Here is a 12,764-nt window from a genome sequence, read left to right as displayed (position 1 = left end):
AAACGCAGCGGGCAAAGTTCGTGGTGAACGGTGGTGCGAAACCGAAAAAAGGAACGGTCTCTAAGAGGAGTGTGCCTGCCGATAGCACCCGTGCTCTCGTTTGCCCGGACGGTGATTTCGGCACGTCCCGCTTCAAGGGGCAGTGACATTCTACGTCACCTGACGCATCCGGGAAACAGGTGGCGTCGCACGAAGACACTGCGGCCCCCTAGGAATGTCCGGAATTGGCCCCAATTCGGACCTCGGATGAGGTCCGCCATCGCGCCGCTATGGGGGCACAGCGGACCTCATGCATGCGCTGGGCACGCGGGACTATGAGACCCCCTCATCCGCCGCCGTCATCCGGTAGTGGCTGACGCCCCATTCCGTTCCGCCGGCGTAGCCGAACAGGCCCGATGTCGCGAGGAAGAACCAGCGCCAGCGTCGCATCCACAAGGCGGTCTCGTCGCCATGGACGTTGCGCAAGGAAGCCTCGATCGCGTCGCGATGGGCATCGAAATTGGCGAGCCAGTCGTTGGCGGTGCGCTGATAATGCGTGCCGCTCCAGCACCATTCCTTCTCGACCGTGAAGATGTCGTCGAATTGCCTGACGAGGTGATGGCTCGCCATCACCCCGCCGGTGAAGACGTGCTGCGCAATCCAGTCCTCGCGATTGGCCCGGTCGAACAGATGGGAGCCGGAGCGATGGGTGACGATGTGCATGAACAGGCGCCCCTCGGGCGCGAGCCATGACCGCAGGCGCGTCATCAGCTTGCGCCAGTTCATCACGTGCTCGAACATCTCGACCGAGACGATGCGGTCGAACTGGCCCTCGGGCGCGAACACGTTCATGTCGGCGGTGACCACGCGCAGGTTCGAAAGCCCGCGCAGCCGCGCCTGCTCCTCGACATAGGCCCGCTGGCCTTGCGAGTTCGACACCGCCGTCACCTTGGCATGCGGAAACTGCCGCGCCGTCCAGAGCGACAGCGAGCCCCACCCGCAGCCGAGCTCGAGGATGGTCTGCCCGTCGGCGAGACCGGCATGCGCGACGGTCTGGCGCAGCGCCTCCTCTTCCGCCTCCCGCAGGGTGGTCGCATCGGTCGTGTAGAAGCAGGACGAGTATTTGCGGTTGGGGCCGAGCGCCTGCGCGATGAAGGATGCGGGCGCCTCGTCGTGCCCGGCATTGGCGGCATCGATGTCCTCGGCGATCGGCCGCAGCATCATCCGCCCGGCGAAGGCGACCTCGTCGTCCGCGCCGAGGGCGGAGATGCGGGTCGCCGTCCGCGAGCACAGACGCTGGATCGCGGCGCGGATCACGACATCAGGCAGCGGCACGCGTTCGGCAGTCCCGATGATCGCGGAAACGACGCTCATGCGGCCACTCCCCTGGTCATGTCTGGTTCGGGACGCGGAAGAAGCAACGGGCAGGTTCGGGCGTTGCCGCCCGGCCGGATGCAGGCGAACGCCATCAGGACCGCGAGCAACGGCGCGATGACGTCCAGTCCCCCGAGATCCGTCACCATGCAAAAAATCCGACCTAAGCCTGCGGATTGCCGAAGTTTTGCAAAATACGTCCTTATCAAAGCGCGGTTTCGGCTTTGGGTTCCGGAAGCTCTCCACGGAATCCGCGCATCCGGCGCTTTTTTTGGGCTGGCGCTGTGCCATAGTGCGCGCCGCAAGCAAGCTTTCGTAACGGATGATACCGGACATGCCGTCAGGCGCCTCGCCCCGCTCCCCCATGGACATCGAATACACCAAGCTATCCTCGCCCAGCGTCTTCCTGGTGCGGATGCTGGTCTTCCTGGTGCTCTGCGCGCTGGTGGGCGTGGTGCTCTACAAGCAGATCATCCAGGCCTTCTTCGCCAATCCGGGCCTCAACGCCCTGATCGGGGCGGTGCTGTTCATCGGCATCGTGCTGGCCTTCCGCCAGGTCATCCGGCTCTACCCAGAGGTGTCCTGGGTCAATAATTTCCGCATCGCCGATCCCGGCCTCGCGCCGGCCCGGCACCCCAAGCTGCTGGCGCCGATGGCCATGATCCTGGGCGGCGAGCGCACCGGGCGGATGACGATCACCCAGACCACGATGCGGCACCTGCTCGATTCGATCGCGACCCGCCTCGACGAGGCCCGGGACATCTCCCGCTACATGACCGGCCTGCTCGTCTTCCTCGGCCTGCTCGGCACCTTCTGGGGCCTGATCGAGACCGTCGGCTCGGTCGGCAAGGTGATCGACGGGCTCAAGGTCGGCGGCGATTCCGGGGCGCTGTTCGACACGCTGAAGGAGGGCCTCGCCGCCCCGCTCGGCGGCATGGGCATCTCGTTCTCGAGCTCCCTGTTCGGCCTCGCCGGCTCGCTGATCCTCGGCTTCCTCGACCTGCAATCGAGCCAGGCCCAGAACCGCTTCTACACCGACCTCGAGGACTGGCTCGCCACCACCGTGCGCGAATATGGCCGCGGCGAAGTGACCGTGGCCGCCACCGGCGGGGGTGTTGCCAGCGGCGAGCTTCAGGCGGCCGTCGAGCGGCTGCGCTCCGTGCTGGAGGAAGGCAGCGCCAGCCGCGGCACCACGGCGGCGATGGCGAGCCTTGCCGAAGCCATCCAGGCGCTGGTCTCGCACATGCGCACCGAGCAGCAGATGATCCGCGAATGGGCCGACGGCCAGGGCGAGCAGAACCGCGAGATCCGCCGCCTGCTGGAGCGGCTCGCGCGCCAGCCCGAGAAGGGTTAGCGACATGGCTCTAGCGCGCGGCCGCCGCAGCGACGGCGCCTTCAACTACTGGCCCGGCTTCGTCGACGCGCTGTCGACGCTGGTGCTGTCGATCGTGTTCCTGCTGTCGGTGTTCCTGGTCGTGCAGTTCTTCCTGTCGCAGGAGGTGAGCGGCAAGGACAAGGCGCTGGAGCAGCTCAACGCCAAGATCGCCCAGCTCAACGAGCTGCTCTCGCTGGAGAAGCTCGGCAAGCTCACGCTCGACGACCAGGTCTCGCAATTGAAGGCCGGCCTCGCCTCGGCGGAGTCCGAGCGCGACCGCATCAAGGGCCTCTATGACGGCCTGGCTGCCGCCGGCAACGACGCGCAGGGCAAGTCCACCGAACTCGGCAAGGCGCTGGACTCGGAGAAGGCGGTCTCGGCGCGGGCGCTGGCGCAGATCGAGGTGCTGAACCAGCAGATCAGCGCGCTGCGGCGGCAGCTCGCCGCGCTGGAAGAGGCGCTCGATGCCAGCGAGAAGCGCGACAAGGAATCGCAGAACCGGATCGCGGATCTCGGTTCTCGCTTGAACGTCGCCCTGGCGCAGCGCGTGCAGGAATTGTCGCGCTACCGCTCGGAGTTCTTCGGCCGCCTGCGCGCCATCCTCGGCAACCGCCCCGACATCCGCGTCGTCGGCGACCGCTTCGTGTTCCAGTCCGAGGTGTTCTTCGACACGGGCCAGGCGACGCTCCTGCCCGAGGGGCGCGCCGAGCTCGACACGGTGGCGAACGCGCTGATCGAGCTCGACAAGAAGATCCCGGCCGAGATCGCCTGGGTGCTGCGCGTCGACGGCCATACCGACGTGCGCCCGGTGAGCGGTGCGAGCTTCAAGTCGAACTGGGACCTGTCCGCGGCGCGCGCGATCTCGGTGGTGCAGTACCTGATCTCGCTCGGCGTGCCGGCCCAGCGCCTCGTCGCCGCCGGCTTCGGTGAATTCCAGCCGCTCGACACCGCCAACACGGAGGACGCCTACAAGCGCAACCGCCGCATCGAGCTGAAGCTGACGGAGCGGTAGTGGTGTTTCTTGGGGCAGTCATTCCGGGGCGATGCGACGCATCGAACCCGGAATCTCGAAGTTCTCAGGTGCGCAATTGCGCACCGGGGTTCGCGCTGCGCGCGCCCCGGAACGACGGTGTGTATTGATGAGCGCCCTCCACCTCCGCCCCTATCGCGCCGAGGACGAGGCTGCCGCCATCGACCTCTGGCATCGCACCTGGCAGCAGGCCTATCCGCAGATCGACTTCGCGGCGCGGCTGGACTGGTGGCGCGAGCGCTGGCGCAAGGATCTGGTGCCGAAGGCCTCGATCGTGGTTGCGGAAGCGGACGGCGCGCTGACCGGCTTCGTCACCATCGACGGCGAGGGCTATCTCGACCAGCTCGTGGTCGATCCCGCATCCTGGGGCTCGGATGCCGCGCGGCTGCTGGTGGAGGAAGCCAAGCGCCTGTCACCTTCTGGCGTCACGCTGCTCGTCAACAAGGACAACACGCGCGCCATCCGCTTCTACGAGCGCAACGGCTTTGCGCATGCCGGCGATGAGGTGAACCCGACCTCGGGACGGCCGGTGCTGAAGATGGTGTGGAGGCCGTAGGCGCGCGCCAATCTCTCCGGCGTCGTCCCGGCGAAGGCCGGGACCCATACCGCGTGATCTATCGATAGGCGCAGGTGACCGTACCGTGAGAGGACTCTTCACTACGAGTCTTCGACAAACTTCTTCTTGGGGTTATGGGTCCCGGCCTTCGCCGGGACGACACCGAATTTAGGGCAGCCGGCGGGTGTCTCGCTCGTCACGCCCCCTCGAACTGCAGCCTCGCGAGCCTCGCATAGAGCCCGTTCGCAGCCACCAGCTCGGCATGCGTGCCCTGCTCGACGATCTTGCCCTGGTCCATCACCAGGATGCGGTCGCAGGAGAGCACGGTGGCAAGCCTGTGGGCGATCACCAGCGTGGTGCGGTGCTTCATCAGCTCTTCGAGTGCGGTCTGAACCAGCGTCTCGCTTTCGGCGTCGAGCGCGGAGGTGGCTTCATCGAGCAGCAGCAGCGGCGCATCGCGCAGGATCGCGCGCGCGATCGCGATGCGCTGGCGCTGGCCGCCGGACAGCGTCACGCCGCGCTCGCCGAGCGGCGTGTCGAAACCTTCGGGCAGGCGGCGGATGAACTCGGCGGCATGCGCGAGCTCGGCGGCGCGCTCGACCTCGGCATCGGTCGCATCGGGCCGGCCGAAGCGGATGTTCTCGCGGGCACTCGCGGCAAACACGTTCGATTCCTGCGGCACCAGCGCGATGCGGGAACGGAAATCACGGGGATCGGCGGACCTGACCGGCACGCCGTCGAGCGAGATCGCGCCGCTGCGCGGATCGTAGAAGCGCAGCAGCAGATGAAAGATCGTGCTCTTGCCGGCGCCGGAGGGACCGACGATCGCGACCTTCTCGCCGGGGCGCACGGTGAACGACACGGCGTCGAGCACCTTGACGTCGAGCCGTGCCGGATAGGCGAAGCTGACCTGGTCGAACCCGACCTCGCCGCGCGCCGGCACCGGCAGCGCGCGCGGTGAGGCGGGCGCCTTGATGTCGGGCTGCACATGCAGGATCTCGAACAGCCGCTCGGCAGCGCCTGAGGCCGCCGAGACTTCGCCCCAGACCTCGCTGAGCTGGCCGAGGCCGGCGGCCGCGAACGCGGCATAAAGCACGAACTGGCCGAGCCGGCCCGGCGAGATCGCGCCGGTCAGCACGTCATGCGAGCCGATCCAGAGGATCGCGACCACGCTTGCGAACACGATGAAGATGATGATGGCGGTGAGCACGGCGCGCGCCTGCGTCGAGGTGCGCGCGGCTTCATAGGCTTGCTCGACCTCGCCGCCGAAGCGCTTCGCAGCCAACCCTTCGCTGGTATAGGCCTGCACGGTGCGGATCGCGCCGACCAGCTCGCCCGCATAGGCGGAGGCCTCGGCGAGCGTGTCCTGCGCATTGCGCGACAGACGCCGCACCCAGCGCCCGAAGGCGACCAGCGGCAGCACGATCAGGGGAATGGCCAGCAGCACGAAGCCCGACAGCTTCGGGCTGGTGATGACCATCATCGCCACCGCGCCGAAGAACATCATCAGGTTGCGCAGCGCGATCGACACCGAGGCGCCGACGGCGGATTTGAGCTGGGTGGTGTCGGCGGTGAGCCGCGAAATCAATTCGCCGCTGCGCGCGGAATCGAAGAAGGCGGGCGACAGCGACAGCAAATGAGCGAAGACATCGCGCCTGAGGTCGGCGACGATGCGCTCGCCGATCGTCATCACGAGGTAGTAGCGCGCGGCGCTCGCCAGCGCGAGCACGGCGACGACCGCGATCATCACCGAGAAGTAGCTGTTGATCAGCTCGATGCCCTCAGGCGTCAGGCCGAAATCGATCATCCGGCGCACCGCGACCGGCACCAGCAGCGTGGTCAGCGCGGCGATCGTGAGCGCGACGAAGGCGAGCGCGGCCCGGCCGCGATAGCGGGCCACATAGGGCGCGAGCGCGAGCAGCGGCCGCAGCTTGGCGCGGCCCTTGGCGGGCTGCTCGATCAGCTCGGCTTCGATGGACGGGGCCTCAGGCGGCGCGGCATCGCGCTCGTCGCGGTACTGGTCGTCAAGCCGTTCCACAGCGCTCATGAGATCGGACCCAGGGAGACAGATGTGCTCCACATAGGCCGGTGCGGGGGGAGTGGCAAATCCGGGATGTCCCTTAGGGGACGGCCCGGTTCTCCTTTGCCCACAATGGCTTGTTTTGAAGGGTCCGCTGGGGTATAGAGCCGGCCAAATCCGTCATTCGATAGCCACTCAAGCAAGGCGCAGGTCGCCCTAGGAATTGCCATGAAAGCCGAAATTCATCCGGATTATCATACGATTAAGGTCGTGATGACCGACGGAACCGAGTACCTGACCCGCTCCACCTGGGGCAAGGAAGGCGACACGCTGAACCTCGACATCGACCCGAAGTCGCACCCGGCCTGGACCGGCGGCAACGCCCAGATCATGGATCGCGGCGGCCGCGTCTCGCGCTTCCAGAAGAAGTTCTCGGGTTTCCTCAAGAAGGATTGATCCGGCCGTTTCGGCCGCGACGAAAAACGCCCCCGGGAGACCGGGGGCGTTTTTGTTTTTTCCGGCTGTCATTCCGGGGCGCGACGAAGTCGCGAGCTATGATGCGCAATTGCGCATCTGAGAATCCATAACCACGGTCGGGAGTATGGATTCCGGGCCCGCGCCAAGAGGCGCGTCCCGGAATGACGACCGAGATTGTCGATAGAGCTTACCGCTCGAACGCGGCCTTCAGCGCGTTGAGGTGCGGCACCAGCGGGTTGCCGATCGCGATGTGCTCGGCCGGCGGGGTGTGGATGGTGGTGTCGAGGCGGCGCACGCGGGTCTGCAGGCTCATCGAGCGATGGATCAGATCCTGCAGCTGCGAGGGCAGCTTCTCGATGGTGTCGGCGGGACCGGGATCGGCCGCGCTGAGCTTGACCTTGGTCTTCTCGCGGTTGGCCTGGACCAGCGTCATCTCGCCTTCCTTCACCGCGCGGTGCAGCAGCAGCCAGGAGGCGAGCTGCATCAGGCGGGTGGTGAGGCGCATGCTCTCGGTCGCATAGGTGAGGCTGACGGCGCGATCGAGTGCCTTGGCCTCGGTGCGGCCGGCGCCGTCGAGATAGGCTGCGGTCTCTTCGACGAGGTCCATGCCCTCGCGGAACAGCGTGCCGAACGCAGCCGAATTGGTGAACCGCTCGCTGAGTTGAACGAGAGCGCCGTCGGCTTGCAAACGTTCCATGGTTAACGCCCCTTACGCAACTGTTTACCTGTCCGGCTTTGCGCCGGCTTTATGATGAACAAATCATTGCGCGGGCGGGACGCGGAGTCCAGCGACAAGCTCGGATATGGTTTCCGCGGGTCTTTCCTCGGAATTCAACCGCAACGAGACGCAAAAAAGAGCCGCCGGAAGACCGGCGGCTTTGAAAGTTGATAACAGGGAGGCGTCAAACAGAGTGGACAGGAGCCACTCGGTGTCCAAACGAGGACAGTTCCAGTCATAAAGCCGAAAGCTTAATCGACGGTAAACGAGCGAATTTTTTGAGGGTTCGTTAGCCATGTCGGTCAGTGGCCGAGTGCACTGCGGAACAAACTCTCCGTCGTCATTCCGGGGCGCGCGCAGCGCGAGCCCGGAATCCATAACCAAAGGGAAAAGGGAGATGGAGTTGCCCGGCTCTACCCACCTGCCCGTTTCAACGGCCTGTGGTTATGGATTCCGGGCTCGGCGCTATCGCGCCGCCCCGGAATGACGACGAGGAGAGTTCGGGCGCCACGTCCTGGACACGAGAGTGGAGCGACAGCCGCTACGACTTGAAAATGCTGTTCGCCGCGTCGCGCGAGGCGCGCTTCTTGGCGGCGGCTTCCTCCAGCCTTGCGATCTCGGTCTTGAGCAGGGCGACGCGCTCGGTCAGTTCCTCCACGGACAACAGTGAGAGATCCTGTCCGATTTCATGCGTGATCTTCTTGCGCGGGCGGTCGTCGTCTTCCGTCGCCATGATCGTTCCTCCTGCGTTCGCACCGGGCACACGGGCGAGGCGGTTGCCAGTTCGGACCGCGCTGGCTAAGCAATGGCCTCGTTTCCTCCCGCACCTTTGCTCAAGGACACATCATGGACAAGCTGCCCGCGCAAATGACCGTGGTCGCCATCTCCAAGCCCGGCGGACCGGAGGTGCTGGTGCCGGAACAACGGGCCCTGCCGCAGCCCGGTCCCGACGAGATCCTGGTCAAGGTGCAGGCCGCCGGCGTCAACCGGCCCGACGTGGCGCAGCGCTCCGGCGCCTATCCGCCGCCGCCCGGCGCCAGCGACCTGCCGGGCCTTGAGATCGCGGGTGAAGTCGTCGCCGTCGGCAGCAATGCCAAGCGGCACAAGATCGGCGACAAGGTGATGTCGCTGGTCGCCGGCGGGGGCTATGCGCAGTACTGCATCGCTCAGGACGCCCAGGCGATGAGCGTGCCGCCGGCGCTGTCGATCAAGGAAGCCGGCGCGCTGCCGGAAACCCTGATGACGGTCTGGCACAATGTGTTCGAGCGCGGCGGCCTCAAGGCCGGCGAGACGCTGCTGATCCATGGCGGCTCCTCCGGCATCGGCACCATGGCGATCCAGCTTGCGAAGGCGTTCGGCGCGAAGGTGTTCGTCACCGTCGGCTCGCAGGACAAGATCGATGCCTGCCTCAAGCTCGGGGCCGACCGCGCCATCAACTACAAGACCGAAGACTTCGTCGCCGTGGTGAAGGCGGAGACCGGCAATGCCGGCGTCAACCTGATCCTCGACATGGTCGCCGGCGAGTATGTGGACCGCAACTACGACGCTGCCGCGGTTGACGGCCGCATCGTCCAGATCGCGACCCTCAACGGCCCCAAGGTCAGCGTCAACATCGCCAAGGTCATGGTCAAGCGCCTGACGCATACCGGCTCGACGCTGCGCCCCCGTAGTAATGCGGACAAGGCGGCGATGGTGGCCGCGATCGAGGCGAAAGTGATGCCGCTTCTGCGCGAAGGCCGGGTCAAACCGGTGATGGACAGCGCTTTCCCGCTGGAAAAGGCGGCCGATGCCCACCGGCGCATGGAGACGAGCGCACATATTGGCAAAATTGTGTTGGAGGCCTAGGCCTCTGACCCATAGGGGACGCCGGAAACCCTTTGATTTTCCTTGCTTTCGTGGCATCTATCGCGACGCACCGAACCAATTCCGTCCGGTCTGAAATCGCCTTGCACACGAAGTTTGCGTCGAACGCGGAGAACTGACCTTGCGTCTGATCAGGTGCCTCGCGCCCATCGCGCTGGGCCTCATGATTCTTGTCGCCGCGCTTCCGGCGCGCGCGCTCGACGCCGTCAGCGTCCGCGGTGACGCGCCCGCGATCGACCTCACCGGCGTGCTCGAGCATCAGCGCAGCGATGCCGACCGCATCCAGGTCTCGACCGCGCCCGGCACCGACGGCATCGTCCGCCGCATCGAGGTGCGCGCCCGCGAGGGCGGCCAGAACTGGGTGGTGTTCGCGCTCGCCAACAACACCGACGACCAGCTCGACCGCCTGATCGTCGCCCCGCATTACCGCATCGTCTCCTCGGGGCTGCTGTGGCCCGACCTCGGCCTGTCGCGCATCGCGACCATCACGCCCTCGACCGGCGACCGGCCGGAGCGGCAGGAAAGCCCGACCGCCGACGTCTTCCGCGTCACGCTCGACCCCGGCGCCGTCATCACCTTCGTCGCGGAGCTGCGCACCGACAAGCTGCCGCAGCTCTATCTGTGGGAGCCGGAAGCCTACAAGGACAAGGTCAATTCCTTCACGCTCTACCAGGGCATCGTGATCGGCATTTCGGGGCTGCTGGCGCTCGTTCTCACCATTCTGTTCGTGGTGAAGGGCAGCATCATGTTCCCGGCGGCAGCGGCGCTGGCCTGGGCCGTGCTGGTCTATATCGGCGTCGATTTCGGCTTCTGGGGCAAGGTGCTCGACATGTCGAACAACGCCGAGCGCATCTGGCGCGCGGCGGGTGAAGCGATCCTGGCGGCGACGCTGCTGGTGTTCCTGTTCGCCTATCTCAACCTCAGTCGATGGCATGTGCGCTATTCGCATATCACGGTGGGCTGGCTCGCCTTCCTCGGCTCGCTGGTCGCACTGGCGCTGTTCGACCCGGCGGTGGCCTCCGGCATCGCGCGCATCTCGCTGGTGCTGATCGCCTTCGCCGGCTTCGCCCTGATCGTCTATCTCTCCACCCACGGCTTCGACCGCGCGGTGCTCTTGATCCCGACCTGGTTCCTCCTGGTGGTCTGGGTGGTCGCGGCCGGCATGACGGTGGCGGGCTCCGTCACCAACGACATCGTCGGCCCGGCGCTGCTCGGCGGCCTCGTCCTGATCGTGATGCTGATCGGCTTCACGGTGATGCAGCACGCCTTCGCCGGCGGCGGCGCCACCACCGGCGTCGTCTCCGACATCGAGCGGCGCGCACTGGCACTCGCCGGTTCCGGCGATTTGATCTGGGACTGGGACGTCTCCGCCGACAAGGTCTTCACCAGCCCCGAGACCGAAGCCCTGCTCGGCCTCAAGCGCGGCACGCTGGAAGGCCCGGCGGCGTCCTGGCTGGAAGTGCTGCATCCGCTCGACCAGGACCGTTTCCGCGCCGCGCTCGACAGCGTGCTCGACCAGCGCCGCGGCCGCCTGGTGCAGGACTTCCGCCTGCGCACGCCGGACGGTCATTTCATGTGGTTCGCGCTGAAGGCGCGTCCCGTGGTCGGCTCCGACGGCGAGGTCTCGCGCGTGGTCGGCACGCTCACCGACGTCACCGAGCTGCGCAATGCCGAGGAGCGCCTGCTGCACGATTCCGTGCATGACAACCTCACCGGCCTGCCCAACCGCAAGCTGTTCATGGACCGGCTGGGTGCGGTCGCGCATTTCGCCAAGACCATGCCGACGCTGCGGCCGACGCTGATGGTGATCGACCTCGACCGCTTCAAGCAGGTCAACGATTCCGTCGGCATCGCGGTCGGCGATTCCATCCTGCTGACGCTGGCCCGCCGCCTCACCCGCATCCTGAAGCCGCAGGACACGCTGGCGCGGCTCGCCGGCGACCAGTTCGGCCTGATCCTGCTCTCGGAGCAGGATCCCGCCCGCATCACCGCCTTCGCCGAGACCATCCGCAAGACCATCCGTGCGCCGATCGCCTTCAACGAGCGCGAGATTTTTCTCACGGCCTCGATCGGGCTCGCACTTTCCGATCCTCAGACGCAATTGACGGACGAGATCATCAAGGATGCCGAGCTGGCGATGTATCACTCCAAGCGCATCGGCGGCGACCGCATCGACGTCTACAAGCCGGCGATGCGCGCCCGCAAGACCGACCGCCTGACGCTGGAAAGCGAGCTGCGCCGCGCCATCGAGCGGCAGGAGCTCACCATCCTCTACCAGCCGATCGTCCGGCTGGAGGACCGCTCGGTCGCGGGCTTCGAGGCGCTGGCGCGCTGGGACCACCCCAAGCTCGGGCGCATGGCGCCGTCGGAATTCATCACCATCGCCGAAGAGACCGGCCTGATCGTCGACCTCGGCATGTTCGTGCTCGACCAGACCGCAAAGCAGCTCTCTATCTGGCAGCGCGCGATGCGCTCGCGCGAGCCGATCTTCGCCTCCGTCAACGTCTCCTCGCGGCAATTGCTGCGCCACGACCTGATCCACGACATCCGCACCGTGCTGTCGCGCTCGTCGGTGGCGCGCGGCACGCTGAAGCTGGAATTGACGGAATCGCTGGTGATGGAGAACCCGGAGCACGCGGCGCAGATGCTGACGCGGATCCGCGAGCTCGGCACCGGGCTGTCGCTCGACGATTTCGGCACCGGCCATTCCTCGCTGGCCTATCTCCAGCGATTCCCGTTCGACACCATCAAGATCGACCAGTCGTTCGTGCGCACCACCAACCGCGGCACCCGTCCGGTGATCCTGAAGTCGATCATCGCGCTCGCGCACGATCTCGGCATGGACGTGGTCGCCGAAGGCGCAGAGACCGATTCCGACGCGGTCGAGCTCTACCAGATGGGCTGTGAATACGCGCAGGGCTTCGCCTTCGGCGAGCCGATGGACGCCGATGCGGCGATGCGCCTGCTGACGGAAGTGCGGCTGGAAGCGGCGAGCTGAACTCGCGACTCGCGCGCCACATCAACCTCGAGGTCGGCAGCTTCACCGCCGCCGGTCGTTCTTCTTCTTTTTCGTGAACCTGACGCTCGCGCCGTCCGGCATCCGTGTCGCCACGAACCCGGCGGCGAGGCAGGCCTCGCGCTGCGGCATCTGGATGTCGGGGCTGCGCAGGCTGTCCCACCACGAGGCGCGATTCGCCGCACGCGGCAGGGCCGCGCCGATGATCTCCTCGATCTGTTCAAAGCTCAGCACGAATTCGTCCTGCTTCTGCCGCAGCAGATAGTCGCGCAACGCGTCGTAGTCGTTCACCGTCGTCCTCTCGTCCGAAGCCGGATTTGCCCGATCGGGCCTGCCCAAAACCGTGAGCCGCATCA

At 66.3% G+C, this 12,764-nt stretch carries 12 protein-coding genes; 6 read left to right on the top strand and 6 right to left on the bottom strand.

What is annotated here, in order from left to right; all coding sequences use genetic code 11:
• Positions 1-312: 312 nt before the first annotated feature.
• On the bottom strand, positions 313-1,353 hold the full coding sequence (locus ACVWW6_RS15045) for an SAM-dependent methyltransferase (RefSeq protein ID WP_304550860.1): 1,041 nt from the start codon (positions 1,351-1,353) through the stop codon (positions 313-315).
• Positions 1,350-1,502, bottom strand: a complete 153-nt coding sequence (locus ACVWW6_RS15040; RefSeq protein WP_162494056.1) for a hypothetical protein — start codon at positions 1,500-1,502, stop codon at positions 1,350-1,352. The genes ACVWW6_RS15045 and ACVWW6_RS15040 overlap by 4 nt, the downstream gene beginning before the upstream one ends.
• 185 nt (positions 1,503-1,687) lie before the next feature.
• On the opposite strand from ACVWW6_RS15040, the gene ACVWW6_RS15035 reads away from it, so the two are divergent.
• From ACVWW6_RS15035 to ACVWW6_RS15025, 3 genes are all read left to right on the top strand, one after another.
• Positions 1,688-2,707: a hypothetical protein gene (locus ACVWW6_RS15035; protein WP_038965387.1), complete on the top strand. Its 1,020-nt coding sequence runs from the start codon at positions 1,688-1,690 to the stop codon at positions 2,705-2,707.
• A gap of 4 nt (positions 2,708-2,711) precedes the next feature.
• Entirely contained in the window at positions 2,712-3,740 is a 1,029-nt protein-coding gene (locus ACVWW6_RS15030) for a peptidoglycan -binding protein (protein WP_011084326.1), read from the top strand.
• 127 nt (positions 3,741-3,867) lie between these two features.
• Positions 3,868-4,314, top strand: a complete 447-nt coding sequence (locus tag ACVWW6_RS15025; RefSeq protein ID WP_304550859.1) for a GNAT family N-acetyltransferase — start codon at positions 3,868-3,870, stop codon at positions 4,312-4,314.
• A 196-nt stretch (positions 4,315-4,510) separates the two neighbouring features.
• On the opposite strand, the gene ACVWW6_RS15020 is transcribed toward ACVWW6_RS15025, so the two are convergent.
• The gene (locus ACVWW6_RS15020) at positions 4,511-6,361 is read right to left on the bottom strand and encodes an ABC transporter ATP-binding protein/permease (protein WP_271552292.1); all 1,851 of its coding nucleotides are present in this window, start codon (positions 6,359-6,361) and stop codon (positions 4,511-4,513) included.
• Between the two features lie 201 nt (positions 6,362-6,562).
• Here ACVWW6_RS15020 and rpmE point away from each other — a divergent pair, with 201 nt between their 5' ends.
• Positions 6,563-6,790: a 50S ribosomal protein L31 gene (rpmE, locus tag ACVWW6_RS15015; RefSeq protein ID WP_011084323.1), complete on the top strand. Its 228-nt coding sequence runs from the start codon at positions 6,563-6,565 to the stop codon at positions 6,788-6,790.
• A 208-nt stretch (positions 6,791-6,998) separates the two neighbouring features.
• On the opposite strand, the gene rcdA is transcribed toward rpmE, so the two are convergent.
• Both rcdA and ACVWW6_RS15005 read right to left on the bottom strand, forming a co-directional pair.
• On the bottom strand, positions 6,999-7,508 hold the full coding sequence (rcdA, locus tag ACVWW6_RS15010; protein ID WP_011084322.1) for a protease adaptor protein RcdA: 510 nt from the start codon (positions 7,506-7,508) through the stop codon (positions 6,999-7,001).
• A gap of 562 nt (positions 7,509-8,070) precedes the next feature.
• The gene (locus tag ACVWW6_RS15005; protein ID WP_011084320.1) at positions 8,071-8,262 is read right to left on the bottom strand and encodes a DUF1192 domain-containing protein; all 192 of its coding nucleotides are present in this window, start codon (positions 8,260-8,262) and stop codon (positions 8,071-8,073) included.
• Positions 8,263-8,375: 113 nt separating this feature from the next.
• Between ACVWW6_RS15005 and ACVWW6_RS15000 the strand changes: the two genes are divergently transcribed.
• Together ACVWW6_RS15000 and ACVWW6_RS14995 are read left to right on the top strand one after the other, a co-directional pair.
• Positions 8,376-9,374, top strand: a complete 999-nt coding sequence (locus tag ACVWW6_RS15000) for an NAD(P)H-quinone oxidoreductase (protein ID WP_027544195.1) — start codon at positions 8,376-8,378, stop codon at positions 9,372-9,374.
• Positions 9,375-9,513: 139 nt separating this feature from the next.
• Positions 9,514-12,390, top strand: coding sequence for an EAL domain-containing protein (locus ACVWW6_RS14995; RefSeq protein ID WP_028173457.1), 2,877 nt, complete (start codon positions 9,514-9,516; stop codon positions 12,388-12,390).
• Positions 12,391-12,432: 42 nt separating this feature from the next.
• Here ACVWW6_RS14995 and ACVWW6_RS14990 read toward each other — a convergent pair whose 3' ends face one another.
• Positions 12,433-12,699 carry a DUF7662 domain-containing protein gene (locus ACVWW6_RS14990; protein WP_028173458.1) on the bottom strand — a complete coding sequence of 89 codons (267 nt, stop codon included), beginning with the start codon at positions 12,697-12,699 and terminating at the stop codon, positions 12,433-12,435.
• Positions 12,700-12,764: the final 65 nt, after the last annotated feature.

The organism is Bradyrhizobium sp. USDA 3311, assembly GCF_054062495.1.
The sequence above is the reverse complement of the archived record's forward strand: the minus strand, read 5'-3'. Positions and strand labels throughout refer to the sequence as shown.

Bases quoted from the DNA above. Each gene is read 5' to 3' on its own strand.
- rpmE (WP_011084323.1), top strand. From the start codon at position 6,563: ATGAAAGCCGAAATTCATCCGGATTATCATACGATTAAGGTCGTGATG.
- ACVWW6_RS15045 (WP_304550860.1), bottom strand. From the start codon at position 1,353: ATGAGCGTCGTTTCCGCGATCATCGGGACTGCCGAACGCGTGCCGCTG.
- ACVWW6_RS15030 (WP_011084326.1), top strand. From the start codon at position 2,712: ATGGCTCTAGCGCGCGGCCGCCGCAGCGACGGCGCCTTCAACTACTGG.
- ACVWW6_RS15035 (WP_038965387.1), top strand. From the start codon at position 1,688: ATGCCGTCAGGCGCCTCGCCCCGCTCCCCCATGGACATCGAATACACC.
- ACVWW6_RS15000 (WP_027544195.1), top strand. From the start codon at position 8,376: ATGGACAAGCTGCCCGCGCAAATGACCGTGGTCGCCATCTCCAAGCCC.
- ACVWW6_RS15005 (WP_011084320.1), bottom strand. From the start codon at position 8,262: ATGGCGACGGAAGACGACGACCGCCCGCGCAAGAAGATCACGCATGAA.
- ACVWW6_RS15025 (WP_304550859.1), top strand. From the start codon at position 3,868: ATGAGCGCCCTCCACCTCCGCCCCTATCGCGCCGAGGACGAGGCTGCC.
- ACVWW6_RS15020 (WP_271552292.1), bottom strand. From the start codon at position 6,361: ATGAGCGCTGTGGAACGGCTTGACGACCAGTACCGCGACGAGCGCGAT.
- rcdA (WP_011084322.1), bottom strand. From the start codon at position 7,508: ATGGAACGTTTGCAAGCCGACGGCGCTCTCGTTCAACTCAGCGAGCGG.
- ACVWW6_RS15040 (WP_162494056.1), bottom strand. From the start codon at position 1,502: ATGGTGACGGATCTCGGGGGACTGGACGTCATCGCGCCGTTGCTCGCG.